Source organism: Allomuricauda sp. M10 (genome assembly GCF_020782875.1).
Lineage (GTDB): Bacteria > Bacteroidota > Bacteroidia > Flavobacteriales > Flavobacteriaceae > Flagellimonas.
The window spans coordinates 673,378-698,553 of the sequence record NZ_JAJGBN010000002.1 but is presented as its reverse complement, the minus strand read 5'-3'; the positions used below and the strand labels follow the sequence as shown (position 1 = coordinate 698,553).

Below are 25,176 nucleotides of genomic sequence, written 5' to 3'. Positions count from 1 at the left end.
TAAGTCCGTATGGGCTCAACTAATTTTGAAAGCTTCCAGACCATCGGCAACTTTTCGGTCGTTGGCAAGGCGCTGTACCTTGTTCTGGCCTCCTAATTTGCCCAGACTCTTCATATAGTCTTGAAAGCCACCGGGTTTGATCGTGGTAATCTTTAATGGTTGAAGCACATTGCCCGCTATCAGATCATAGTAATAGCTGTTCTGTTTCTTCATGCTCTCCTCGATGATCGTAGTAAATTTCAGCATTTCCGAAGGCTCTCGTTCAAACTCAATGAACCATTCATGATATGGAAGTCCTCCATTGCCAGAATCGGTTTGTGGGGCCACGGTAAACTCGTTTACCAAGGCATCGGTACCATCAACGGCGAGCTTCAGAGCTTCCTCAACCTCTTTGGCAATCACATGTTCGCCAAAGGCCGATATAAAATGTTTGATCCTACCAGAAACAATAATTTTGTATGGGGTTTTAGAAATAAACCGAACGGTATCTCCAATATTGTAGGCCCAAAGTCCCGCATTGGTGGAAATGATCATAGCGTAGTCTACATGCAACTCCACTTCGGAAATGGTCAACCTTTTTGGGTTTTCATCAAAAAATTCATCAGCCTTGATGAACTCGTAGAAAATTCCGGAATCCAATAAAAGGAGCATTCCTTTTTCCCTTTGGGAATCTTGGTATGCAAAAAAACCTTCACTTGCAGGAAACAGTTCAATACTGTCCACTTTTCTGCCAATGAGATTCTCAAACTTGGCACGATAGGGTTCGTAGTTCACCCCACCATAAATGAACAACTGGAATCCCTTGAAAAGTTCCCCTACCTTTTTGCCGGATTTGGTGTGAAGCTTTTCAAAATACATCTGCACCCAAGAAGGAATACCAGCGATCACGGACATGTTCTCCTTTTCGGTCTCTTCCACGATTTTGTCAACCTTGGTTTCCCAGTCCTCGATGCAGTTGGTCTCCCAACTGGGCAACCTATTCTTTTGCAGGTAATTGGGAACATAGTGGGCCGAAATACCCGAAAGCCTCCCAAATTTTATACCTCCCTTTTCCTCCAGTTCAGGACTGCCTTGTAAAAAAATCATCTTGCCATCCACAAAATCGGCATTACCCGTTTCGTGAATGTAATTGAGTATGGCATTTCGAGATGCTTCCACCTGGTGTTGAATGGAGACTTTGGTTATGGGTATGTATTTTGCTCCCGAGGTAGTTCCAGAAGTCTTGGCAAAATAAAGAGGTTTCCCGGGCCAAAGCACATCATTTTCCCCGCCGATTATTTTGTTAACATATTCCTTAATTTCCTCATAATCGCGAATAGGCACCCGTTTTACAAAATCTTCATGGGAAACTATGTTGGAAAAGTCATGGTCCTTTCCAAACAAGGTATTTTGTGCGGTAGCAATCAATTCCTTGAAAACCTTTTCCTGGGTTTGAACGGGATTGTCCACCCACTTTTGGGTCCTTTTGTCTACCCTATTAGCAAAAATCTTTGCGGCAAATGCTTTTAACGACATTTAATTGAAGTCCATATAGTTTTGAGGATTCACGGGTTTGCCCTTTCTCCAAAGTTCAAAATGCAGATGGGGCCCAGTGGTAAGCTCGCCCGTATTCCCGATGGATGCGATCACTTCGCCTGCTTTTACCAAGTCTCCCTGCGATTTGCTCAAGGATCCATTATGCTTGTACACCGAGGTAAAACCATCTTGGTGTTCAATGATGATCACATAACCCGTATCCGAAGTCCACTCTGCAAAAAGTACGGTGCCATCGGCAATGGATTTTACCGGAGTGTCTTTCGGAGCTACCAGATCAACGGCAAAATGTTTGGTCTTGGGATCGAACCCTTGGGATAAGGTTCCGGAAATCGGTGCAAAAAGCAGGGTTCCCAAATTTTCCACATTGCGTTCAAACAGGTTGTACTTATCCTCTAGTTCCACTTCTTCGCGAAGTAATAAATCCTCCCGGATCGGGGTTAAATCCACAGATGCCGGATCCAGTTTGTATTTTTCAAAAAGGGAATCACGGTTCTGTTGGTTGTTCTCCACATCGCCCCGAAGCACCTTGCGAACATTATCCAAATACCGATTGGTATAATTCAATACCGTAACTAAAGAATCCGTTTTATAGGTGAGTTCCGTGGCCTCGCGTTTCAATTTTGTTGAAGAATAACCTGGAATATATTCCCGCAATGGAGTAAAGGCAATGATCAACGTTGTCAATCCGATAAGAACTATTATGAACAACGTTCCGGTAACAAACACATTGAGCCTGCTGAGCTTGAACGATATCTTTTCCTCAAAAGTGCTTTCGTTGAGGATCACCAAGCGGTACTTATGTAACAGCTTCCGTTTGATTTCTTTTCTTTTCTTCTGCTCCTTTGCCATATCCAACAAAGATAATCTTAGATTTTAATATTGGTGTTAAGCTTTTTAAAAAGCCGACACAATTACAACCCGTTCTAAATGATGCTTTTGCTAATTTTCGTTAATTGAGCACACTCTTACAGTTCTTTTTACTACTTTTATCCTTCAATTAAAGGTTTTGAAGTTATGATTGCTCAAACAATATTTCTTGGTGTACTAGGTCCATGGCAGATTGTCTTGATCGTTGTGGTGGTGCTTTTGCTTTTCGGAGGCAAAAAAATCCCAGAACTTATGAGAGGACTTGGTAGCGGTATTAAAGAATTCAAGGATGCCTCCAAAGAAGAGGACAAATTGGGAAGCGGAAGCAAGGAATCTAAGTCCTAATACCTATACCATTTTGGATTTTGTGCCCGAACTGCCCTTTAAATTAAAGGGCTAATCGATAAAGAACCACATTTTTGATTCGTACACGCCACAAATCCAATCTTTCACAACAAAAAGTTATTCGCCCCCTTACCTTATCCTATTTTAGCGGCACAAACTAATGTTAGGCCCTCTATGCTTAACCTCCAAATGGCTTATGGGCCGTTTGCGCTGATGGAGTGGTAATGAAAAGACTGTTTTTACTTTTTATTTTATTAATTTCCTTTGGGATGCATTCCCAAGAGGTTTCCCTATTGGAGTTCAATGGTGATATTGCCAGCAATTCCAAAAAAGGGCCGTCAGAGCCATTTTATCCAGATGAATCCTTAAAACATCTGGATGGGTTGAGCGACAAAAAACTTACCAGATACGTTCGTAAAGAAGGCATTGCCGATAAACTCATCGAAAAAGGAAACGAGTACTTTGACAAGATGTGGTATGCCGAAGCGGCCAGGATCTATGACATCGTTCTTGAAAAAAGCGAGGCTAAACACACCTTGTCCCTTCTTTCCAATGCCGGCGACTCCCATTATTATAGCGGGAACATGGAAAAATCCTTTAAGTGGTACAATGAGCTCTATGAATTGTACACGGATGAAATTCCTGAAGACACCTTTTTCAAATACACCCAAACCCTAAAAGGAACTGGAAAATACCGCAGAGCGGCCACCTTGACCAAATTGTACTATAATAAAGACCAAGAAGACCTAAGGGAGGCTGCAATGGCAAAACCCTTGAGCTGGAAAGGTGCCACATCGGTAAAGGTGAAGAACCTGTCCATCAATTCCCCGTATTCCGATTTTTCGCCCATGTACCACAATGGTTCCGAAATTGTGTATGCCTCGGCAAAGGATTCTTCCGTTTTAACCACACGCCGATACAAATGGACCAACCAACCCTTTTTGGACCTGTATGTGGCCAAGACCAAAAATGAAGAAGGTGCCCTGTCCGCTCCAAGAAAATTCTCCAAAAAAGTAAATACAAAATACCATGAGGCTTCTATGGCATTCTCGCCAGACCAGAAGACCATTTACTTTACCCGTAACAACTATGGCAAAAAACTAAAACGCGGCGAAAACGGGATCAACCACTTAAAAATTTACCGTTCCCAATTGGTGGGTGGCGAATGGACCGTAGCTGAAGAACTTCCCTTCAACAGCGACGAATATTCCACAGGACACCCAAGCATCAGTCCTGATGGGCATAAAATGTATTTTGTTTCCGATAGACCCGGTGGATTTGGCCAAACGGACATCTATGTGGTGGACATTTTGGAAAATGGTGGTTTTTCCGAGCCTGAAAACCTTGGAAGGTCTGTGAATACCGCCGCAAAGGAAATGTTCCCGTACATCACCGATAATGCCCTCTACTTTTCATCGAACCGGGCCATGGGCTTTGGGAACTTGGACGTTTACAAATCCGATGTCAAAGATGGTATGTTCAGTGTTGGCATCAACTTGGGTGAACCCATCAACAGTAATAGGGACGATTTCTCCTATATTATTGATGCTTCTGGGGAAAAAGGATACTTTGCTTCCAACAGAACGGGCGGAAAGGGTGACGATGACATCTATTCTTTCCAGTATACCCTGAACTTAAATGCGGTAACAGGACTTGTTCAAGATGCCGAAACGGGTGAGATAATGGAAGGTGCCAAGGTTGCGTTATTGGATACTGATGGTCGCCTTTTGGCAGAAACCATCACGGATGCCTCCGGAACCTATACCTTCAAGAATTTGGACCCATTGGCGGAATATGGAGTAATATCAAAAAGTGAAGGCTATCTTGATGACCATATTTCATTTAAGACCCGGGAAAATGAAAATATTGAAGTCACCCAACTACTGAAGAAACTCAGCAAAATCATGGATGGGGAAAAGGTAAAGAAACCTTTTGAACCCAATGCCGTCCATTTTGCGTTTGATAGTTTTAAAATTAACCCCGAAGCGGCAGTGGAACTGGATAAACTGGTTGCCGTTTTAAAAGAAGATACAAATCTGGCCCTTAAAATTGAATCCCATACCGATGCGATCGGCAGCAATGCGTACAACAAATATCTTTCGGACCGAAGGGCGAAAGCGACCAGGGACTATATTGTTTCAGAAGGAATTGACCCATCACGTATCCTCAGTGCAATCGGATATGGTGAAGAACGATTACTGAACGATTGCTCGGACGGTAAACCTTGCCCTCCGGACAAGCAGCTGATGAACCGAAGATCGGAATTCATCTTGGTTTCAAGATAAAAACAAAAAAGCCCCGAAGATTTTCGGGGCTTTTTCTTTGCTTTCAAGTCGAGTGATGCATTTCGTCGATTTTTTTCTCCGTCCAACCGTTTTCCACAATATGCATTTTATCGATCAAAAAAATGGCTTTACGGATATTCGTATTCCTTCGGTTGATTTCACCTTTATTTTCTAACCTTTTATCCTGATGATTTTACCTCCAACCTGCAAAGTCAAATCTTTGTCATGTCTTTAAATCTTAAAATCTAACTTATGAAGAGACTATTACTCGTTAAAGAAATTTATTTGGAAGGGTTCCGTAATTTGGGACACATCATCATTGAAAAATATTTTAAGGTATTTGCCTGGTTTAGCTTTATTATGTTCTTTATTGTACTTTATGCCTTTGTGTACAGAATAGCTACTGGCTTTGCCTTCGATTAACTAACTCCACTAAAAGCATTTAAAGAACAGAAAAGCCCAGCATAAATACTGGGCTTTTTTGCTTTATTTGTTACGTGTTCTGTTAATCCGAGGTGGCTTGTGGATTAAAGTTGACCGTTTTAAGAATGGCCTCCAGCTCAAACATATAGTCACGCTTTTCCGTTGAAGGAGCAAAGGTGAAGCCTTCCAAGATCATTTTTCGGTTATGTTCCTTATCGTTGATGATATAGGTTAAAAATGGACCCGCCATAGGATACCCCTGGATTTCCCAAACACCTTTGATTTCCGCGGCCTTTTTTCCTCCTATTTCCGCAGGGAAAACATAGGGTGCAAAAGCCTTTTCAGTGATCATATAGGTATTCTCATAGGGGCCGGGAACGTATTTCTCCCCGATGGAATCGCGCATTTTTATAATGTCCTGAACAAAAGTGGAATCGTTTTCAAAACTGTTCCAGGGCATGCTGTAGGCAATAATGTTCATGGTCCCCTTTGGGATTTGGATATCCATCCACACAAAATTCTTCTCTCGCTTACCAACTTTGTATAAGGAAGGCACATTCATAGTAATGCCAAATTCTTCTTCCAGGGCCTTGTCTTTACTCAAGGAACGGTTAAAGCGTTTTTGTGCTTCGGCCAACTCAACCTCTTTAAAAGCTTTGATGGCTCTTGGCGCCAAGGAATCCAAATTCTTGATCATGATTTCCTCGGTTGGTCCGGTAATGACAGCCACCCGTTGTGGTTTGGAATAGGCATCCGGGCTGATATGGGCCAAAACCGTGGAATCCTTATCCACGAACAAAATAGATCGGGAATACATGGTGGGTCCTTTAAAAACCTTGGGAGGTAATTGGGTAATGTTAAAAAGCGGTTCTATTTGGGGCAGGCCTATGATCTGAGCCGCAAATTCATCCCGAATTTTATCCCCGACCGGGCCTTTCCAAAGCTCAGTATCCATGACCACCAACAAAGAGTTTACTGGGCCTGTGGATTGCGGGAGAAATCTTTTATTAGGTCCGGAATCGTTACAGGAGCCTAATGCCAGGACAATGCTGGCAACGAGTAGTGTTCCAAATTTTTTCATACTGTGTTAAATTTACGAAGAACAATCGCACAATTTAAGTTTTGTGCCCGGTTTTAGGTTATTCCCACTAAGACCGTTCCATTCTCGTAAATTTTCAACAGAAACTCCAGGATATTTTTTAGAAATGGTCCAAAGCGAATCTCCTTGCTGGACCGTATGCACTTTTGAGCCACTAGCCACAGCCCCAGAAGTGCTTGAAGAAGTGCTTTTGGTCACGGTGCTGGTTTCAATATAGGGCTTCCGTGGGAAGATGGTCAAACGTTGCCCTACCCTAAGGTTATTGCTTCTTAAACCGTTCCATTCCTTGATCTGGCTTACACCCACCCCATATCGTTCGGCAATCTTGCCCAGATAGTCACCACTTTTCACCTTGTATCGGACCTGGTCGTTTGCTGTTACCATTTGTGGCAATGGTTTTTCCATGGAGTCCATTTCCTGTTTCACATAGGCGTAGATCTGTTCCTCATTGGCCACAAACTTGCCGATCATGCTCTTGGGCAATCGAAGGGAGTAGTTCTTTCCTTCTACTTTTGGAATGATGTTCAGCTTATAGGCAGGGTTCAGCATTTCCAATTCCTCGGTACTGATATCCACCAACTTTGTAATCTGCTCGAAAGAAATCATATTCTTCACATGAACCGTATCGGTTTCAAAATAGGGGCGATCGGCTTTTTTATAGGCAAGACCGTGTTCTTCCGCATACTCAAAAATGTACATGGTTGCCAAAAAAGCCGGAAGATACCCCGCTGTTTCACGTGGAAGAAATGGCCTGATGTTCCAGTAGTTTTCATAACCACCAGACCTGCGAATGGCCTTGTTCACGTTACCGGGACCTGAATTGTAGGCCGCAAGGGCCAAATCCCAATCGTTGAATATTTCGTATAGCTTGGCCAAATACTTGCTGGCCGCCTCTGTTGCCATGATGGGATCGTGACGTTCGTCCACATAGCTGCTTACATCCAGACCGTACATTTTTCCGGTGCCGTACATAAACTGCCATAGCCCTTTGGCTCCCACCCTTGATCGTGCCTTGGGGTTCAAGGCAGATTCAATAATGGCCAAATATTTGATTTCCAAAGGAAGGTCGTGTTTGTCCAGTTCCTCTTCAAACAGCGGAAAGTAGAACTGACTTGCCGTCATCATGCGCTGCATCAAATCCCTTCTTCTGGTCAAAAACGATTTGATCACGCTTTCCAAAGAGGGGTTGTAGGAGATGTTGAAAGGCGTTTTCTCGTTCATTCGGGCCAAACGCGCTTTTAACGTATCCGTGGGAAGATCAACTACAATTATAGAATCCTGTCCGGGTCCATTTTCAATTTCCAACAACATATCACTGAACAAGCTGGCACTGCTGTGCAGTTCCTTCAACCAAAGGCTGTCATACTTACGGGCCGCTTCCAAATCCTGCAATTGAAATTTGCCACTTTCCTTTTTTTCCAGGGCCATATATTCGCCATCGATTTTCATGTCGGACATTTGAATGGCCGGTGTTTCTTCAACGGAAAGCAAAACGGAATCCTGCTCCACAACTGGTTTAGAATCCACTTGCTGGGCCACCATTATCGGTGTTGCGGAAAGTAGTGCTACAAACGCAGCACATTTCAATTTTTGGTTCATTTGGACAGGGTTTGATTTTTGGGAAAAACGAAAATGGTGTTTTTTTCCGAATAAATAAAATTCATTAACATAAACACCATGTTAAAACCTTCCCCAATAACTCATAACGTGATAGTTAGTCCAATATTGCAGCGATACCCGGAAGGATCCTACCCTCTAAACTTTCAAGCATTGCACCTCCACCTGTGGACACATAACTCACTTTGTCCTCAAAGCCGAATTGCTTCACGGCGGCTACGGAATCACCTCCTCCAACAAGGGAGAAAGCGCCTTTTTGAGTGGCTTCGTCAATAAAGTTTCCAACGGCAATGGTTCCGTTGGCAAAGCTTTCCATTTCAAAAACCCCTACAGGTCCGTTCCAAAGAATGGTTTTGGAAGCCAAGATCACTTGTTTGAAGATTTCCAATGTTTTGGGTCCGGCGTCCAAACCTTGCCATCCATCAGGAATTTTGTCCACATCCACAAATTGGGTGTTGGCGTTATTATCAAAGGCATCCGCAGCCAAAACATCTACAGGCAAGTATACTTTTACGTTTTTGGCCTCGGCTTTTTTCAAGATATCAAGCGCTAATTCCATTTTGTCATCCTCGCAAATGGAATCCCCTACTTTTCCACCATGGGCCTTAACGAAAGTATAGGTCATTCCCCCTCCAATGATGAGGTTATCCACTTTGTCCAGAATATTTTCAATGATGGTGATTTTGGAAGATACTTTGGATCCACCCAAAATAGCGGTTACCGGTTTCTCGCCGGTTTCCATTACCTTGTCAATGGCTTTGATTTCTTTGGCCAACAAGTATCCGAAGCATTTATGATCAGGGAAGAACTTGGCCACAATGGTTGTAGAGGCATGGGCCCTGTGGGCGGTGCCAAAAGCATCGTTCACATAAATGTCTCCCAATTTGGACAATGCCTTGGAAAAAGCCTCATCACCTGCTTCTTCCTCATCATGATAACGAAGATTTTCCAACAGAAGGACTTCACCATCTTTTAGACCGGCAACGGCTTTTTCAGCTTCGGGACCTACACAGTCCTTGGCGAACTTTACCTGTACCCCAATGATCTCGGCAACCGTTTCACAAATGTGGGAAAGGGACATATCTGGGTTCACTTTTCCGTTTGGACGCCCCAAGTGGCTCATCAAAACGGCTGAACCACCGTCTTCCAATATTTTAAGAATGGTAGGTTTAGCAGCTTCGATCCTACTGGTATCGGTCACATTGAATTTGCTGTCCAACGGCACGTTGAAATCTACACGGATCAATGCTTTTTTTCCTTCAAAATTGAAATCGTCAATCGTCTTCATGTAATGTGTTCTTTTTAAGCGTCTCAAAAGTAAAGATTTCCTCCCTTTATGATTGGAAGGAATCGTTATATTTTCAGGTTTTTTCATAAAAAGCTGTGAAATGCAGCACCCTTAAATAATGTATCTTTGAAACATGCTTTTTAAAAATGTTTTAGGACTTGAGCATATCAAAAACCATTTGGTGACCACTGCCGAAACGGGCAGGGTGGCCCACGCACAACTTTTTGTGGGTCCCGAAGGTTCTGGAGTGCTGCCCATGGCCTTGGCCTATGCCCAATATTTGCTTTGCAACAACGCGGGCGGTGAAAACGAAGGCGGTAACCAAGCATGCAACACCAAATGTGCTTCCTTAACGCATCCTGACCTTCATTTTGCGTTCCCAGTTTCCAACTCGGACAAGATCAAAACCCATGCCGTGAGCGACCATTTTTTGGAGGAATGGCGGCAGTTCGTCAAAGAACAACCTTATGGCAATTTGTTTGATTGGTACCGACACATCGGCATTGAAAAGAAACAGGGGCAAATTGGTGTGGACGAGGCCCAGGATGTGGTCAAAAAACTTTCGCTGAAATCATACGAAGGGGGTTACAAAGTGCTTATTATTTGGATGGCCGAAAAAATGAACATTTCCGCCGCCAATAAGCTGTTGAAATTGATTGAGGAACCCCCAAATAAGACAGTCCTTTTACTATTGGCTGAAGAGGAAGAGCAAATCATCAATACGATTCGATCCCGTTGTCAAATACTACATTTTCCCCCACTGGCGGAACAAGTGATCAGCAACGCACTGATTGAACGGGGTGTGGCATCGGCGGAAGCGCATACCATTGCCCAAGAAGCCAATGGAAATTTCAACAAGGCCCTGGATCTGTTGAACAAGGATTCCGAAGATTTGGTGTTTGAACGTTGGTTTGTACAATGGGTAAGGAGTGCTTTTAAGGCGAAAGGAAATAAGGGCGCCATTCAGGAATTGATTTTATGGAGCGATGAGGTGGCCAAAACGGGCAGGGAAGTGCAAAAACAATTCTTGAACTATTGCCTGACCATGATGCGACAGGCGCTTCTTCTGAATTACAAGGCAGATGAACTGGTCTATACCAAAATCCACATGCAGGGTTTTGACCTAGGCAAATTTGCTCCTTTTATTCATGAAAACAACATTTTGGAAATTGTGGAAGAATTGGAAAAGGCCATTTTTCACGTGGAACGCAACGGAAATTCCAAAATCATTTTTACCGATTTATCCATTAAACTGACACGGCTTTTGCACGCCAAGGCCGCTTAAATTTATACCGACCATGGAAAATTTAATTTCGCACGCCACAGAAATTCTGCTGCTGGCCTTTTTGACCGTTACCTTTTTGCAAAGTGGCTTAGACAAACTTATGGATTGGAAGGGCAATGTGGGCTGGCTGACCGGCCACTTTTCCAAAACCCTATTTAAAGGTGGAGTACCCTTACTTTTAGGAATCATCATGGTGCTGGAAATGCTATCAGGAATCCTTTGTGGGGTGGGCATCTTCCAATTTGCCATTGACGGGGAAAGTTCCATTGGCCTATATGGATCTATCCTATCAGCCATCACCCTTCTCATGTTGTTGTTAGGGCAACGGGTGGCCAAGGATTACGAAGGCGCCAAAACCATTGTCATCTATTTGATTCCTACGGTGTTTTTGGTGTATTTGATGCAATAATTCAAACCCTTACTTTCTTAATCCTCAAAATTATGTTTCAAAAAAAAGTGATTCTTCCGGGTATTCTACTAGTTGCTAGCCTTGTCCTTTTAGTTTTGAATCTAACATCGCCCGACGGCGAAATAAACATTCTTGGAGTAATCTCGAATGTTTTGTTGATTTTGGCTATGGTATTGGTAATCATTGACAATCGAAAAAAACCGAATAACCGATCTTAATCAAAAGCATAAGAAATGAGCTCTACATCCAATACGCCTAAATCTCCCTCACTAGAAAATGTGTATGAATCCCAATCCGACATGCGAACGGGCTACGCAAATGGGGCCTTGGGTGCTCTTGTATCGGGTACGATTTGGCTTGTTGCCGCGGTGGTTGCTTTTCAAGTCAGTTCGCAATCAGCCATTTGGACCTTGTTTATTGGGGGTATGCTCATTCATCCTTTGGGTTTAGTTTTATCCAAACCTTTTGGCATTCCGGGAAAACATTCCAATGGAAACGTGTTGGCCAACCTGGCCATGGAGGGTACCTTTTTTATGCTCATGTGCATACCTTTGGCGTTACTGCTCTCCCTACAAAACCACGAATGGTTTTTTCAGGGGATGCTACTTATCATCGGTGGCCGATATTTGACATTCTCGACATTATACGGCCTAAAAATCTATTGGGTGTTGGGTGCTCTTTTGGGACTTTCAGCCTTTATACTATTTTGGCTAAAAGCAGATGCTGCCCTTTCCGCACTAACAGGATCCATCATTGAAATCTCTTTTTGCGTTCTTCTTTTCAAAAAATTTCGATCTCAAAAGGCATAAAAAAGCCCATTCAATTGAATGGGCTTATCCGTTTACAAGAAGTGCTAAAAACTATTTCTTATACTTTTCGTTCAAGATCTTCAAAATGGCTTGGGTAAGATCGTTGGCTTCTTCGCCATACAATACGGAACCGCCATCACCTCCACCTAAAATGTAGGTGTAACCATTGGCCTTGCCATAATCCTTGATCTCGTTTTTCACCTTCTTCACCAAAGAATCCATTTCTACTTGGCTGGTTGATTGCAATTGTTGTTCCTCTTGTTGCAATTGTTGACCGATAAACTGACCGCGCTGTTGGAATTGGGCGTATTCTTCCTGCGCACTTTGTTGCGACATTTTTTGGGCCTTGGCCTGGAACGCCTGAAGCTCCATTTGGAAGGATTGGGAAATACTGTCCCTTTTTTTGCTCATGGCATCGGCCTTTGTTTTAAAGCGAGCTTCAAGATCGATTTTCTCTTGGTAATCGTCCATCAACTTTACGCTGTCCACAAATCCGATCTTGTTCTGTTGACATGCCATGGCCGTAACAGCAAGGGCAAGTATCATAATTTTTTTCATCGTTCACTTTTTAAAGTTGCGCAAAAATAGAAAAGCTTTTGGAATGGTGGTCATTATCTTTTTGGGATTGAAAAATTCATCCTAAACACGGTATAAGCAAAATTTATAGAAACTTCCCGTTAATATTGCACATCCTTATTTTATCGGCTTTCAGAAATAAGGATTTCTAAGCGTTTCTTTTTTGTTTGATGGCTTTGCTTGTGTCGATAAAAGATCGCTCAACAGCGCCGCTTAAACGGGCTGATTTTTCCTTTTGAGGATATAAATGAGCGATGAATGCTCCTTAGTGAAGACAGCGCTAAGGTTTGACGCCAATCCGATAAAGAAAGCACTCAACCAATAGATTTTGTTCCCTTTGTATTTTTCTGAAAGTAGGGAAACATAAAAAGAATCGAACCACATCGGCTTGATGGCGATCACTTCCAATCCATGAGGATCAAAAAGGTTGGCAATGGAGGTTTTTGAAAAATGCCAAAGATGCCTAGGCACATCAAATGCTGCCCAATGAGATCCATAATGTTTGGCATCGTACGATTTAAAATTAGGAACGGCAATCACCAAAACTCCATCATCATTCAACAAGGAAACCATGTTTGTAATCTGCTCATCCAAATTGGGAAGGTGCTCCAAAACATGCCAAAGGGTAATCGCATCAAACTTTTGGTCGGCAACGGCTCCTAATTGTTCCAAAAGAGAAATGCCTTTTTCAGAAGAAAGTTGTCTTGCGCTTTGGTTAGGTTCTACACCAACAACATGAAATCCCTTGGTTTGGGCAAAAAGGAGAAAATCTCCTGTTCCGGCACCTATATCGAGAAGAGATTTTGATATATTTAATTGATTTTCAATAAGTTGAACCTTACTTTTAAGGTTGATACGCTTTACATATTGGTATAACTTGTCTAGAAACGACTTTTTTGAATCTGTGTGCGAAATATAGTCCTCACTTTCGTAATACGTGGAGAGATTTTCCGGTTGTGGTCGCGTCACCAGCATGTCCAGATTTTCATCTTTGAACAGTTCAAAGGTTTCTCCTGAAACAGAAAAGTCTTTCGTCTTTAAAAACAGATTCATGATATTCTTGAAGGGTCAATTTTATGAAAGTTCGAAGATAATAGCATTCGTTTGAATGGGTTTTTGGCATTTTTATGATGTTCTCTCACAAAAGAAAAATGTGTTCCACGTGGAACACATATAAAATTATCTGCCCAAATACACCAACAAAACACTTATATCCGAAGGTGATACTCCACTGATCCGTGATGCTTGGGAAATGGTTACTGGGCGAATAGATTCCAATTTTTCCCTAGCTTCAAAGGACAAGGATTTTAATTGGGAGTAATCAAAATGGTCTGGAATGCGAACATTCTCCAAACGGTGTAATTTATCCGCATTGCTCTTCTCCTTCTCTATATAACCCGAATATTTCACCAAGATTTCGGCTTGTTCCATCACTTCTGTATCCAAATCATTTTCGGCAACATATCCCGAAACTTCATTCAATTGAAGCATATGGTCCATGGTTACTTTTGGACGAGAGAATACTTTAAAAAGCTTGTCCGATTGTCGCACGGTAGCCGAATCCACCGACTCCAAAATAGGATTGATTTCCTCTGGATCAAAACTTGTCTTTTTGAAAAAATCCACAAACTTTTCAGATTTATCTAGCTTCTCCTCCATTCTTCGCAGTCGCTCTTCCTTGGCCAAACCAATCTCAAAACCTCTTGGTGTCAATCTTAAATCGGCATTATCTTGACGTAAAAGAGTTCGATATTCCGCCCTCGATGTAAACATACGATAAGGCTCTTCTGTGCCTTTGGTGATGAGATCATCTATCAAAACCCCGATATAGGCTTCATCCCTCTTCAAAACAAACGCTTCCTTTTCGTTGATTTTTAAATGAGCATTTATTCCCGCCATCAACCCTTGGGAAGCCGCCTCTTCATATCCAGTAGTTCCATTAATTTGACCGGCGAAATATAGATTGTTCACCAATTTGGTTTCTAATGTGTGCTTCAATTGTGTGGGCGGGAAATAGTCATATTCGATGGCGTAACCCGGCCTAAAAAACTTGACATGTTCAAATCCACGCACCGTTTTTAATGCCTTGTATTGTACATCTTCCGGAAGGGAAGTTGAGAAGCCATTTACGTATACTTCGACTGTATCCCATCCTTCTGGCTCTACAAAAATCTGGTGAGAATCCTTATCCGCAAACCGGTTGATTTTATCCTCAATGGAAGGACAGTAACGTGGCCCCAAACTTTTGATTCTACCATTGAACATGGGTGAGCGATCAAAGCCTTCGCGTAAAAGATCATGCACCAAAGCACTGGTGTGCGTCATGTGACAATCCCGCTGTGTTTTTAAAACGGGAGTGTTCAAATAGGAAAACTTTTCTGGCTTTTCGTCACCAGGTTGAGGAATCATTTTGGCATAATCCAACGAACGACCATCCACACGAGGAGGGGTTCCTGTCTTCATTCTGCCACTATCAAATCCCAATTCAACCAACTGTTCTGTAATTCCGGTTGCAGCTTTTTCACCTGCTCGACCACCCCCAAATTGTTTCTCGCCAATATGGATTAGGCCATTTAAAAAGGTGCCGTTGGTAAGCACGACTGCCTTTGATCGGATCTCAATTCCGAGGCTAGTTTTTACACCAACTACCCTATCGCCTTCAACCAAAATTCCAGAAACCATGTCTTGATAAAAGTCGGCATTAGGGGTATTTTCCAATGCCAAACGCCACTCTTCGGCAAACCGCATTCTGTCATTTTGGGCACGAGGACTCCACATGGCGGGACCCTTACTTTTGTTCAACATCTTGAACTGTATAGCCGACTTGTCCGTTATGATTCCGCTGTAACCTCCAAGTGCATCAATCTCACGAACAATCTGTCCCTTTGCAATTCCGCCCATAGCAGGATTGCAGGACATTTGCCCAATGGTCTGAAGGTTCATGGTAACCAATAAAGTCCTAGAGCCCATATTAGCTGCTGCGGCAGTAGCCTCAGCGCCAGCATGACCTCCTCCTACTACAATAACATCGTATTCCTTATCAAACATATCTATGGTTCCACGTGGAACATTTTCATCTTTTCTTCCTCTTTTTTGCGCATGATCTTTTGGTCTTCATCGGACTTATCACTGTACCCCATTAGGTGTAAAACACCGTGGCTCATTACGCGTAAAAGTTCTTCTTCAAACTCAACTTTAAAACTTGAGGCATTTTCTTCAACCCGTTCTGTTGATATAAAAATATCGCCAGAAATGGAAATTCCATCTGTATAATCGAAAGTAATGATGTCGGTAAATGTATCGTGATTCAAATACTCTTGATTCAGCTCCAACAGATAATCATCCGTGCAAAAGATATAGTCAATCTGACCAAGAACAAAGTCCTCAGAATCCAATATTCTATTTATCCAATCGGAATAATCGGATATGTTACCCAACAGCAAATCAGACTTGAAATGAAACTCAATCATTATTGAAATATACCTTTACTTTCTTTTCGAAATTTTGCCGCAAAGGTAAAGCTTGTCTGTTTAATATTTCAATGTCGTTTTGGTAATCTTTAAGCAGTTCGGGTTTAGTAGTAATAGGGTTGGCAAAAATATTCTTGTTGGTTTCGCTCTCCCTTTCCTTTTTCTCTCCTTGTTCCAGACTTGCATTTTCCAATTTCATCAATTGATGTTGAATGTTGTTAGCCTTACTCATCGTTCTGTTGGTGATTCCATTTTCCAACAAATCATTTTCAAAATCCTCCATTTGCTGAAGCAGCTTTTTGGTCAGATCATGATCGGATTTATTGATCATATCATTCAACTGCTCCTCTAATTTCTCCCTTAAAAACTGTTGCTCTTTATAAATTTCATAAACTTCATTCAAGTTCATTTCTTCCAAACCATTTCCGGATTGGCCACCAGCTGAACCATTCTCTCCATCCTTACCTTCCTTTCCTTCACCCGACTTTTGACCTTCACCTTTTGAACCTTTTTCACCTTCATTGCCTTGACCTTCCTTACCATTCTGTTCCCCTTGTTGTTGTGAAGGTTGTCCCTCTTTACCCGAACCTTGCATCTTCTCCTGAAGCTCTTGCTGGCCCTTAATGATATCTGGCAATTGAAAATCCGAGCCTCCACCACTGCCTTGACTTGGATTCATGTTCTGTTGCATATTGTCCAGAACATTTGCCAAAAAATCAGCAAGGGAATTTGTAGCATTGATGACGTATTGCTGGTAGGAGGCGCTTTGATAAACCTGATTCTCGGCAATACTTTCGAGTGACTTGTCAATGTTATAGTACACCTCGGTAATCTGTTCATTCACAAATTCTGATAGCTCGGCCCTACGCAGTGAAAGTGCAAACAAACTGTCGTCCACATGCTCAAACAATCTTCGAAGGTTTTGCTGATCCTTAACGGTTTTTGAAAATTGAGAAATGTCAACATCAGCGGATTGAAGGTTATCAAACAAATTTTCTTGCTTAAAGGAAAAGGTTACCAGGTTGTCCAAAATCTGACGTAACATTTCAGCGTCCTCGGAATCTGCTTCCGCTCCTCCACCGGATGCACCTTGCTGCATACCCTGACTCATTTCTTTCATCTTCTGGGCAGCTGACTTCTGCTTATTGGACGCTTTGTCACTGGCTTCATTCTTTTGCTGACTTTGTGAAGATTCATCCATGCCTTGATGTTTGTTTATCTCTTCCAAAGCATCTTTTTGGTCTTTACTTATATCGTCAGTCTTCTTTTTATCCGCATCAATTTCCAATGGCTTTTTTAATTTCGCATTGTCCTTTTCCAACTCCCTGATTTCTTTCTCCAAATCATTAAAAGCATCATTCAACTTCTTCTGTTCCTTATCACTAAAATCTTGACCTAGCTTCAAGTCCGAGAGGATTTCCTGTTTCTCTGCCAACTCTTGTAACTCTTTGGCAATCTGAGCGGCTTTCTCAGTAACATAATAGCGCTTGGTCAATTCCAAGATCTGCTCCAGGTTGCGCGTATTCTTTCCTTGGTTTTTACCCAATTCTTCCAAACGCTTTTGAAGTTCTTCCTTATCAATTTTATCCGCAATCTTGTTCAGCTCCTCTAAAAGTTCCGCATTCTTTTTCGCCTCCAGTTCTTGTCTTTCCAAACGCTCCTGAAGCATTTTCTTAAGTTCATTGTCCTCGGAACCTTTGTCGATACTTTCTCTTAACTCATGGCTGAACTTTTTCATTAAAGCTTCTTGCTGTTGTTGTTTTTGCAAAAAGTTCTTGATCTGGCCCTTGTCCTCAAACGTAAGGTTGCGTTCCTCTTTTTGGCCTTCATTGATTTTGGAAAGTTCCTTGTTCTGGTCCTTAAATTGTTCCAGAGATTTGGACATCTTGTTCAATGTTGAATTCTGAAACTCCAACTCTTTGTTATTCAATTCATTATCGTCATAATAAGTAGCATTGAATACTTGGCTTTTGGTAACCTTTCCTCCTCTAATACCATCATTATCAACTACTTCGAAATACAATTTATAATTTCTTCCTGCAACCAAATCCAAACCAGAAGGAAAAGTGTAATAAAATTGATACACGTTACCTTGAGGAGATTCCAAATCCAACTTTTGAATAGCTTTGGCATCATCTGCAGGATAACAAACCAGACGAATTTTACTCAAACCATAATCATCCGCAGCTTGGCCCGTGTAAAAAGATTGATTGGGATTTAAGGAATCCAAAAATTGTTCCACGTGAACCGTTGCATTGGCATCTCGAATCACCTCCAGACCATAGGCCAGTTGTTCAAAATTCTGAACGTGGTCATTTGAAGTGCTCAACTCATAATCCAAGTTTTTAAATAACCTTAATTCATGACTAAATCTGCCCTCCTTAACTTGAAATTCATAAACCGAATCTTTAGTTGCCATGTGGATTTCTTCCACATTCATTCCTTCAATATGCCATGTGACCTTGGTGCCTTCAGGAACTACGGCATTACCCGTACCAGAAACCACCTCTGGGCCTTTGTTCAAATACTTTGGATACAGAAGTTGCATCTTAAAATCTACCAAAGCCGGGGTAGCATAACTTTTGATGGTATAACTTCTAGAATTCCATTCATTGGCCAGAAGATAAAAAGTGCTTTCAGCTACTGGAGGTTCAAACGTATAGGTATACTCCCCGCCGATGTTTTTCATCAACAACTCCTCACCATTTACAACGATACTCACACTTTCCGGACGAACATCCCCAACGGTTGTGGCACGAATAGTTAAGGGTTCATTATCCAAAACCTCTAGCCTATCATTCAATAACTGAAATTGAAATGGTGCGGGCTTTTCATAAGCTAAATCATAATGTAACACCCGTTGATTGGAATTGAAAAAAGAAACAATATTCCCCGAAATCCAAATGAACAACAATATCCCTACCGGAATAATCACATACTTAGCATACGAATAGCTTTGCTTGAAATCCACAGCTTGGGTAAAAGGAACAGGTTTCAAACCACTGGCACGCTGTTCAATACTTGCCAATAACAAATCTGATTTTTCTTTCGAATCAGACAATTCCAAAAGGTTGAGCAGTTTATCGTCAACATCAGGAAAATGTTTTCCAATCAACACGGAAGCCTCTTTATTTGTAATTCCCCCCTTGACCCGAAATAAGTACAAAAAAGGTACCACTATAAATCGATATAGCAGAAACAATTCTACTAAAACAAAAAGGATGAATAGGGTCATCCTCCAACTTGGGTCCAACCATAACAACAGTTCAACCGAGGTAACCGCTATCCAAAAAAGCAAGCCAAAAGCCAAAAAGAGCAATATGCCCTTAATCAATTTTTGGGTGTAGTACTTTTTAATGAAAGCACTTAATTTGTTCAATATTTCTTGGTAATTGCCCAAATGCTGTAAATCTGTACTACCAAAATACCTGATCCTTAACAAATCAGCAGCAAATTTTTGTTAAACCTTGATGAACGGCATGCCCACAATAGGCAAAAGCCTTTAATCTATCGCTTTCTTAATCGTAAATGGGGCGTATCTTTGTGCCAGAAGTATTTACAACATGAGTGAAAAAGTACGGGTCCGATTTGCCCCGAGTCCCACAGGTCCATTGCATATTGGAGGTCTACGGACCGCATTGTTCAACTATTTGTTCGCCAAAAAAAATGGCGGAGATTTTCTGTTGCGCATAGAGGATACCGATCAGAACAGATATGTGGAAGGTGCCGAAGCATACATAATTGAAGCACTGAACTGGTGTGGGATTCCGTTTGATGAGGGACCCGGCAAAGAAGGTAATTATGGCCCATACAGACAAAGTGAGCGCAAAAACCTGTACAAGGCCTACGCGCTGGAACTTATTGAAAATGGACACGCATACTACGCTTTCGACTCTGCTGAAAGTTTGGATTTTCACAGGAAAGACCATGAGGAAAAAGGCAAAACCTTCATCTATAACTGGCATAACAGACTGAAACTTTCCAACTCCCTTTCCCTTCCTACGGAAGAAGTTCAAGCTAAATTATATGCCGGCGAGGATTATGTCATTCGATTTAAATCGCCACAGGACGAGCAGTTCGTCCTCAATGATATTATCCGTGGAGAAATTACCATTGATACCAACATTTTGGATGATAAAGTTTTGTTCAAAAGCGATGGAATGCCCACCTACCATTTGGCCAACATTGTGGACGATCATTTGATGAAGATTACCCATGTGATCCGTGGTGAAGAATGGTTGCCATCCATGGCACTACATGAATTGCTGTATAAAGCCTTTGGATGGAATGCGCCTAAATTTGCACATTTACCGCTCATCATGAAACCCGTCGGCAAAGGAAAATTGAGCAAAAGGGATGGGGAAAAAGGAGGTTTTCCGGTTTTCCCACTTTCCTGGAACGAATCCCAAGGTTACCGCGAGGCTGGCTTTTTTCCTGAAGCAGTTGTTAACTTTTTGGCGCTTTTGGGCTGGAATCCTGGTACCGAACAAGAAATTTTCACTTTGGATGAATTGATTGAAAGCTTCAGTTTGGAGCGGGTGAACAAATCGGGGGCACGTTTTGATCCAGAAAAAAACAATTGGTATAATCAGCAATGGCTTCAACGAAAATCGGATGAAGAATTGGCTCAAATTTTCATCAAACAACTTGAAGCACAAAAGGTTACTACTGAAATTTCGAAAGTTAAAAAAGTGGTTTCCCTCATTAAGGAAAGGGCAGTTTTTGTTTCTGATTTCTGGGAACTAAGTGATTACTTTTTCCAAAGTCCAACCACCTATGATGACAAATCGGTGAAAAAACAATGGAAAGAAGACACTCCTGATATCATGGAAGAAGTTGCCGCTATACTTTCAAACATTTCCGATTTTGAATCATTGAACATTGAAACCATAGTTAAGGAGTGGATTACAAACAAAGAACTTTCCTTCGGAAAAGTGATGCCTCCATTGCGTCTAATTCTAGTTGGGGATATGAAAGGTCCGCATCTCTTCGATATTATGGAATTGATTGGCAAGGAAGAAACCATAAAGCGAATCAACAAAGCCATTAACACTCTATCCAATTGATGGATCTGTAACAAAACTTAACGGATAACTACTAATAGTGTACTAGAGTTTCGTAAATTCCATTTCTAACATAAAAATCTAAACACTATGGGCAATTATTTTATAATACCTATCATATTTTTTGCGCTTGTTATTTTCTTCAAGTTCTTCTTTATCGTAAAGCAACAAACCGCAGTCATTATAGAACGGTTTGGAAAGTTCCAAAGCATTCGCCATTCCGGATTGCAAATGAAAATTCCGTTGGTAGACCGGATAGTTACTCGTGTTGGACTAAAAATTCAACAATTGGATGTAATCGTTGAAACCAAAACTAAGGATGATGTATTCGTAAAATTGAAAGTATCTGTCCAGTATGTAGTGATCAAGGATAAGGTATATGAAGCTTTCTATAAATTGGAATATCCTCATGATCAGATTACTTCCTACGTTTTTGATGTGGTCCGCGCTGAGGTTCCTAAAATGAAGTTGGATGATGTCTTTGTTAAAAAGGACGATATCGCCATTGCGGTAAAAGCTGAACTTCAGGACGCCATGATCGAATATGGGTACGATATCATCAAAACCTTGGTGACCGATATTGACCCGGATGCCCAGGTAAAAGCGGCCATGAACCGTATCAATGCTGCAGAGCGTGAAAAAATTGCTGCCCAATTTGAAGGGGATGCCGCAAGGATCCTTATTGTTGAAAAGGCCAAAGCAGAAGCAGAAAGCAAAAGACTGCAAGGACAAGGTATTGCGGATCAACGCCGCGAAATTGCCAGAGGTTTGGAAGAATCCGTAGAGGTTTTGAACAAAGTGGGTATCAATTCCCAGGAAGCGTCTGCGTTGATTGTGGTTACCCAGCACTATGATACCCTACAGGCCATTGGCGAGGAAACCAATACCAACCTGATCTTGTTGCCCAACTCACCACAAGCCGGTAGCGACATGTTGAACAATATGGTGGCTTCTTTCACCGCCAGCAACCAAATTGGTGAGGCCATGAAAAAGCAAAACAACAAGAAGAACAACGATTAACACGTTGGTTATCCAATAAAAAAGGCTCCCTAGGGAGCCTTTTTCCATTCTCAAGACATTGGTTCAACCTATCTTTTTCAATATTTTTTTGGCAATCAATGAAATGGCCACCTTTTGTATGATCGGAGCCATACCACCCAAAACATTTACCGGATAAAGTTCCTTTTTGGCATTTTGAATGGAGCGTTTCAGTTTTTCCTCATCGATTTGCCTTTCCAGATTCAGGATTTTTAGGTCCTGTTCTATGGCTTCAAAGGATGTATATTGTTTCTGCATCATAACTCATCAAAATAAAATTTAGAAAACTTCTCCAGGAGCGGTTTCTCCAGCCTTTGTCGGAAGGCAAAGATTAATATACCTATCAGTACATAAAAAGAGCCGACCAACAAAAATCCTACAGCATTGCTCTTCAGCGATTCGCCAATCCAAAATGCGGCACTTATGGAAAGGAACAGTAGTGCCATGGCCACCATTGATCCAATCAATATGACCTTGGCGCCCACAGTAATTCCCTGCATCATCGATTTAAAACTTTTCAGTCGATAAAAATCGATGCTTTTGCTTACATAGGACTTGGCACTATCTTCGGCCTCGGCAATTTGCTCTCTAATGTCCTCGAAAGCCATAGACTATTTTTGATGTTGGGCGTTCTTTGCTCTAAGATCTTCCAATTTTCTTTCCAAGGCGACAATAATATCATCGGCCTTGTAGCTCATGGTGGACAGGGTGTCTTCCAACTTTTCCTCGAATTCAATTTTTTTGGCTTCTGCCGTTTTATGGAATTCGTCTTTTGCGTTGGTGATCGTATTCGCCAAATCATTTTTGGCTTTTACGGCACTCTTCTTAATTTTCTTTCTTGTCTTGGTTCCTTTGTCGGGAGCATAAAGAATTCCAACTCCGGCACCTACAATGGCACCTGTTACTAATGCTGTTACAATGTTTCCTGTATTACTTGACATAATTTTTAGGTTTTGAAATTAAACTTCCTTTATTGTGCCGGTGGAACTTCAAAACATAATTCTAATTCATGTTGTTTCAACGGTACACTGCTAAATTACTATCATAAAAAGGGTGAGTTTGATCCAATCGATGTAAAGATTGACTCTAACACTGAAAAAACGCAAATAAGACACTATACGGAACTTTCGCTCCAGAGGGTAGAGAAATGGGTTGCCCAAATAAAAAAGGGCGCCAAATAGCGCCCTAACGATTCGTTTTTTATAAAATAAACTGATTGTTGTTTTACTTGCAATAAGGAATAATTATACTACTCTTTTTGTTCCAATTTGGCCCAAGTGTCCTTTAAAGTAACGGTTCTGTTGAAAACCATTTTCTCTTTGGTGGAATCCTTGTCCACATTAAAATATCCCATTCGTTGAAATTGGAATTGCTCCCCAACTTGGGCATCCTTTAAACTGGGTTCCAAATAACCGGTAATCTTTTCCAATGAATCAGGATTTACAAAATCCATGAAATCCTTGTCTTTATGACCGTCCGGTGTTTCATCCGTGAAAAGTCGATCATACAGTCGCACTTCGGCAGTAATGGTATGAGGAATGGAAACCCAATGTAAGGTTCCTTTCACTTTTCTTAGACTTTCTTCCGTACCCGAACCACTTTTACTCAAGGGATCATAAGTACATTGCACTTCGATAACATTGCCTTCACTGTCTTTGGTACAGCTGTTGGCCTGAATGATGTAACCATTCTTCAATCGCACTTCGCCACCCAGCTTTAACCTAAAGAATTTTCTATTGGCATCTTCTCTAAAATCCTCTTGTTCAATATACAACTCCCTTGAAAAAGGTACTTTTCTAAAGCCAGCGGATTCATCCTCGGGATTATTTTCGGCATCCAACCATTCTTCCTTGCCTTCTTCGTAATTGGTGATGACCACTTTTAAAGGACTCAAAACTGCCATTACCCTTGGGGTGATTTTGTTCAAATGTTCCCTGGCATGAAATTCAAGAAGGGATACATCTACCACATTTTCACGTTTAGCAATTCCAATAGTGTCCGCAAAATTCTTGATGGATTCCGGAGTATAGCCTCTTCTTCTTAATCCAGAAATAGTGGGCATCCTTGGATCGTCCCATCCAGCAACCACGCCACTCTCTACCAGTTGTAGCAATTTACGCTTGCTCACTACTGTATGACTCAGATTTCTACGGGCAAATTCACGCTGTTTTGGGCGTAATTTTTTTGTTGATACCAATTGGTCCAAAAACCAATCGTAAAGCTCTCGGTGAGGTAGAAACTCCAGCGTACAAAGGGAATGCGAGATTTGTTCAATATAATCACTTTCGCCGTGTGTCCAATCGTACATAGGATAAATACACCAATCGGTATTTGTTCTGTGATGTGCCTTGTGAAGTATGCGATACATCACAGGATCACGCATCAACATATTGGATGAAGCCATATTGATCTTGGCACGAAGCACATGTTCTCCTTCCTTGAAATCCCCGTTTTTCATGCCCTCAAATAGGCGAAGGTTTTCTTCCACTGAACGATCCCGATATGGACTATGGCTACCGGGCTCCGTTGGGGTTCCCTTTTGACTGGCAATTTGTTCGGAAGTTTGGCTGTCAACATAGGCTTTTCCATCCTTTATCAGCTCAACTGCCCAATCGTACAACTGCTGAAAATAATCCGATGCATAGCATTCCGTATCCCATTCATAGCCCAACCAAGCCACATCACTTTTGATGGCATCCACATATTCCTTTTCCTCCTTTGCAGGATTTGTATCATCAAAACGAAGGTTTACAGGGGCATTATATTTCAATCCCAATCCAAAATTGAGACAAATGGAGCTGGCATGACCAATGTGAAGATACCCGTTCGGTTCAGGTGGAAAACGGAACCTCAATTGGCTCATTTCATACCCCGTTCTAAGATCTTCTTCAATGATATGCTCTATAAAATTCAGCGATTTAACTTCTTCCGCCATATTCAAAATTTGAAGCGCAAATGTAGCAAAATCAACTGTTCAACGCTATTATTTGTGCTATAGTCTATACAAAGTACGCCATTTCACAACACTTTTGGCGTCACCCACAACAATATCTTTCCGTTCGACGA

22 protein-coding genes are annotated in these 25,176 nt (G+C 41.7%); 8 read left to right on the top strand and 14 right to left on the bottom strand.

Features of this window, described 5'->3' with window-relative positions:
• Window positions 1-15: 15 nt before the first annotated feature.
• Window positions 16-1,515, bottom strand: coding sequence for a GH3 auxin-responsive promoter family protein (locus LKX84_RS08165; RefSeq protein WP_228236646.1), 1,500 nt, complete (start codon window positions 1,513-1,515; stop codon window positions 16-18).
• Window positions 1,516-2,385, bottom strand: a complete 870-nt coding sequence (locus tag LKX84_RS08160; protein ID WP_228236645.1) for a M23 family metallopeptidase — start codon at window positions 2,383-2,385, stop codon at window positions 1,516-1,518. It lies immediately after the preceding gene.
• A 165-nt stretch (window positions 2,386-2,550) separates the two neighbouring features.
• Between LKX84_RS08160 and tatA the strand changes: the two genes are divergently transcribed.
• The 3 genes from tatA (at window position 2,551) to LKX84_RS08145 (ending at window position 5,456) form a co-directional block, all read left to right on the top strand.
• Window positions 2,551-2,748, top strand: coding sequence for a twin-arginine translocase TatA/TatE family subunit (gene tatA, locus LKX84_RS08155; RefSeq protein ID WP_228236644.1), 198 nt, complete (start codon window positions 2,551-2,553; stop codon window positions 2,746-2,748).
• Between the two features lie 269 nt (window positions 2,749-3,017).
• Complete coding sequence (locus LKX84_RS08150; protein WP_228236642.1) at window positions 3,018-5,033, top strand: OmpA family protein; 2,016 nt, start codon at window positions 3,018-3,020, stop codon at window positions 5,031-5,033.
• A gap of 252 nt (window positions 5,034-5,285) precedes the next feature.
• On the top strand, window positions 5,286-5,456 hold the full coding sequence (locus LKX84_RS08145; RefSeq protein ID WP_228236641.1) for a DUF6747 family protein: 171 nt from the start codon (window positions 5,286-5,288) through the stop codon (window positions 5,454-5,456).
• An 82-nt stretch (window positions 5,457-5,538) separates the two neighbouring features.
• Here the strand turns inward: LKX84_RS08145 and LKX84_RS08140 are convergent, their stop codons facing one another.
• The 3 genes from LKX84_RS08140 to LKX84_RS08130 all read right to left on the bottom strand — a co-directional run bounded on the left by LKX84_RS08140 (window position 5,539) and on the right by LKX84_RS08130 (window position 9,460).
• Window positions 5,539-6,537, bottom strand: coding sequence for a DUF4837 family protein (locus tag LKX84_RS08140; protein ID WP_228236640.1), 999 nt, complete (start codon window positions 6,535-6,537; stop codon window positions 5,539-5,541).
• A 12-nt stretch (window positions 6,538-6,549) separates the two neighbouring features.
• Window positions 6,550-8,154, bottom strand: coding sequence for a lytic transglycosylase domain-containing protein (locus tag LKX84_RS08135; RefSeq protein WP_228236638.1), 1,605 nt, complete (start codon window positions 8,152-8,154; stop codon window positions 6,550-6,552).
• A gap of 115 nt (window positions 8,155-8,269) precedes the next feature.
• Window positions 8,270-9,460: a phosphoglycerate kinase gene (locus LKX84_RS08130; RefSeq protein ID WP_228236637.1), complete on the bottom strand. Its 1,191-nt coding sequence runs from the start codon at window positions 9,458-9,460 to the stop codon at window positions 8,270-8,272.
• A gap of 133 nt (window positions 9,461-9,593) precedes the next feature.
• Here LKX84_RS08130 and LKX84_RS08125 point away from each other — a divergent pair, with 133 nt between their 5' ends.
• The 3 genes from LKX84_RS08125 (at window position 9,594) to LKX84_RS08115 (ending at window position 11,963) form a co-directional block, all read left to right on the top strand.
• Window positions 9,594-10,745, top strand: a complete 1,152-nt coding sequence (locus tag LKX84_RS08125; protein WP_228236636.1) for an ATP-binding protein — start codon at window positions 9,594-9,596, stop codon at window positions 10,743-10,745.
• Window positions 10,746-10,758: 13 nt separating this feature from the next.
• Window positions 10,759-11,154, top strand: coding sequence for a DoxX family protein (locus LKX84_RS08120; RefSeq protein WP_228236635.1), 396 nt, complete (start codon window positions 10,759-10,761; stop codon window positions 11,152-11,154).
• A 233-nt stretch (window positions 11,155-11,387) separates the two neighbouring features.
• Entirely contained in the window at window positions 11,388-11,963 is a 576-nt protein-coding gene (locus LKX84_RS08115) for a DUF7010 family protein (protein WP_228236634.1), read from the top strand.
• A gap of 51 nt (window positions 11,964-12,014) precedes the next feature.
• Here LKX84_RS08115 and LKX84_RS08110 read toward each other — a convergent pair whose 3' ends face one another.
• The 5 genes from LKX84_RS08110 to LKX84_RS08090 all read right to left on the bottom strand — a co-directional run bounded on the left by LKX84_RS08110 (window position 12,015) and on the right by LKX84_RS08090 (window position 19,451).
• Entirely contained in the window at window positions 12,015-12,521 is a 507-nt protein-coding gene (locus tag LKX84_RS08110) for an OmpH family outer membrane protein (RefSeq protein WP_228236633.1), read from the bottom strand.
• Between the two features lie 231 nt (window positions 12,522-12,752).
• Entirely contained in the window at window positions 12,753-13,592 is an 840-nt protein-coding gene (locus LKX84_RS08105) for a class I SAM-dependent methyltransferase (protein ID WP_228236631.1), read from the bottom strand.
• Window positions 13,593-13,718: 126 nt separating this feature from the next.
• Window positions 13,719-15,587: a tRNA uridine-5-carboxymethylaminomethyl(34) synthesis enzyme MnmG gene (mnmG, locus tag LKX84_RS08100; protein WP_228236630.1), complete on the bottom strand. Its 1,869-nt coding sequence runs from the start codon at window positions 15,585-15,587 to the stop codon at window positions 13,719-13,721.
• A 2-nt stretch (window positions 15,588-15,589) separates the two neighbouring features.
• A complete protein-coding gene (ybeY, locus tag LKX84_RS08095; RefSeq protein WP_228236629.1) occupies window positions 15,590-16,009 on the bottom strand; it encodes an rRNA maturation RNase YbeY in 420 nt (139 codons plus the stop codon).
• Window positions 16,002-19,451 (bottom strand): hypothetical protein, encoded by a 3,450-nt coding sequence (locus LKX84_RS08090; protein ID WP_228236628.1) that lies wholly within the window; start codon window positions 19,449-19,451, stop codon window positions 16,002-16,004. The genes ybeY and LKX84_RS08090 overlap by 8 nt, the downstream gene beginning before the upstream one ends.
• Window positions 19,452-19,572: 121 nt before the next feature.
• Here LKX84_RS08090 and gltX point away from each other — a divergent pair, with 121 nt between their 5' ends.
• Window positions 19,573-21,075: a glutamate--tRNA ligase gene (gene gltX / locus LKX84_RS08085; RefSeq protein ID WP_228236626.1), complete on the top strand. Its 1,503-nt coding sequence runs from the start codon at window positions 19,573-19,575 to the stop codon at window positions 21,073-21,075.
• Window positions 21,076-21,162: 87 nt separating this feature from the next.
• Window positions 21,163-22,092 (top strand): SPFH domain-containing protein, encoded by a 930-nt coding sequence (locus LKX84_RS08080; protein WP_228236625.1) that lies wholly within the window; start codon window positions 21,163-21,165, stop codon window positions 22,090-22,092.
• A gap of 63 nt (window positions 22,093-22,155) precedes the next feature.
• Here the strand turns inward: LKX84_RS08080 and LKX84_RS08075 are convergent, their stop codons facing one another.
• The 4 genes from LKX84_RS08075 to LKX84_RS08060 all read right to left on the bottom strand — a co-directional run bounded on the left by LKX84_RS08075 (window position 22,156) and on the right by LKX84_RS08060 (window position 25,045).
• Window positions 22,156-22,371, bottom strand: coding sequence for a DUF6327 family protein (locus tag LKX84_RS08075; RefSeq protein WP_228236624.1), 216 nt, complete (start codon window positions 22,369-22,371; stop codon window positions 22,156-22,158).
• Complete coding sequence (locus LKX84_RS08070; RefSeq protein WP_228236623.1) at window positions 22,368-22,718, bottom strand: hypothetical protein; 351 nt, start codon at window positions 22,716-22,718, stop codon at window positions 22,368-22,370. Before LKX84_RS08070 ends, LKX84_RS08075 begins: the two co-directional genes overlap by 4 nt.
• A gap of 3 nt (window positions 22,719-22,721) precedes the next feature.
• On the bottom strand, window positions 22,722-23,051 hold the full coding sequence (locus tag LKX84_RS08065; protein WP_228236621.1) for a YtxH domain-containing protein: 330 nt from the start codon (window positions 23,049-23,051) through the stop codon (window positions 22,722-22,724).
• A 308-nt stretch (window positions 23,052-23,359) separates the two neighbouring features.
• Entirely contained in the window at window positions 23,360-25,045 is a 1,686-nt protein-coding gene (locus LKX84_RS08060; RefSeq protein WP_228236620.1) for a glutamine--tRNA ligase/YqeY domain fusion protein, read from the bottom strand.
• Between the last annotated feature and the right edge of the window lie 131 nt (window positions 25,046-25,176).

Bases quoted from the DNA above. Each gene is read 5' to 3' on its own strand.
- LKX84_RS08165 (WP_228236646.1), bottom strand. From the start codon at position 1,515: ATGTCGTTAAAAGCATTTGCCGCAAAGATTTTTGCTAATAGGGTAGAC.
- LKX84_RS08160 (WP_228236645.1), bottom strand. From the start codon at position 2,385: ATGGCAAAGGAGCAGAAGAAAAGAAAAGAAATCAAACGGAAGCTGTTA.
- tatA (WP_228236644.1), top strand. From the start codon at position 2,551: ATGATTGCTCAAACAATATTTCTTGGTGTACTAGGTCCATGGCAGATT.
- LKX84_RS08150 (WP_228236642.1), top strand. From the start codon at position 3,018: ATGCATTCCCAAGAGGTTTCCCTATTGGAGTTCAATGGTGATATTGCC.
- LKX84_RS08145 (WP_228236641.1), top strand. From the start codon at position 5,286: ATGAAGAGACTATTACTCGTTAAAGAAATTTATTTGGAAGGGTTCCGT.
- LKX84_RS08140 (WP_228236640.1), bottom strand. From the start codon at position 6,537: ATGAAAAAATTTGGAACACTACTCGTTGCCAGCATTGTCCTGGCATTA.
- LKX84_RS08135 (WP_228236638.1), bottom strand. From the start codon at position 8,154: ATGAACCAAAAATTGAAATGTGCTGCGTTTGTAGCACTACTTTCCGCA.
- LKX84_RS08130 (WP_228236637.1), bottom strand. From the start codon at position 9,460: ATGAAGACGATTGACGATTTCAATTTTGAAGGAAAAAAAGCATTGATC.
- LKX84_RS08125 (WP_228236636.1), top strand. From the start codon at position 9,594: ATGCTTTTTAAAAATGTTTTAGGACTTGAGCATATCAAAAACCATTTG.
- LKX84_RS08120 (WP_228236635.1), top strand. From the start codon at position 10,759: ATGGAAAATTTAATTTCGCACGCCACAGAAATTCTGCTGCTGGCCTTT.
- LKX84_RS08115 (WP_228236634.1), top strand. From the start codon at position 11,388: ATGAGCTCTACATCCAATACGCCTAAATCTCCCTCACTAGAAAATGTG.
- LKX84_RS08110 (WP_228236633.1), bottom strand. From the start codon at position 12,521: ATGAAAAAAATTATGATACTTGCCCTTGCTGTTACGGCCATGGCATGT.
- LKX84_RS08105 (WP_228236631.1), bottom strand. From the start codon at position 13,592: ATGAATCTGTTTTTAAAGACGAAAGACTTTTCTGTTTCAGGAGAAACC.
- mnmG (WP_228236630.1), bottom strand. From the start codon at position 15,587: ATGTTTGATAAGGAATACGATGTTATTGTAGTAGGAGGAGGTCATGCT.
- ybeY (WP_228236629.1), bottom strand. From the start codon at position 16,009: ATGATTGAGTTTCATTTCAAGTCTGATTTGCTGTTGGGTAACATATCC.
- gltX (WP_228236626.1), top strand. From the start codon at position 19,573: ATGAGTGAAAAAGTACGGGTCCGATTTGCCCCGAGTCCCACAGGTCCA.
- LKX84_RS08080 (WP_228236625.1), top strand. From the start codon at position 21,163: ATGGGCAATTATTTTATAATACCTATCATATTTTTTGCGCTTGTTATT.
- LKX84_RS08075 (WP_228236624.1), bottom strand. From the start codon at position 22,371: ATGATGCAGAAACAATATACATCCTTTGAAGCCATAGAACAGGACCTA.
- LKX84_RS08070 (WP_228236623.1), bottom strand. From the start codon at position 22,718: ATGGCTTTCGAGGACATTAGAGAGCAAATTGCCGAGGCCGAAGATAGT.
- LKX84_RS08065 (WP_228236621.1), bottom strand. From the start codon at position 23,051: ATGTCAAGTAATACAGGAAACATTGTAACAGCATTAGTAACAGGTGCC.
- LKX84_RS08060 (WP_228236620.1), bottom strand. From the start codon at position 25,045: ATGGCGGAAGAAGTTAAATCGCTGAATTTTATAGAGCATATCATTGAA.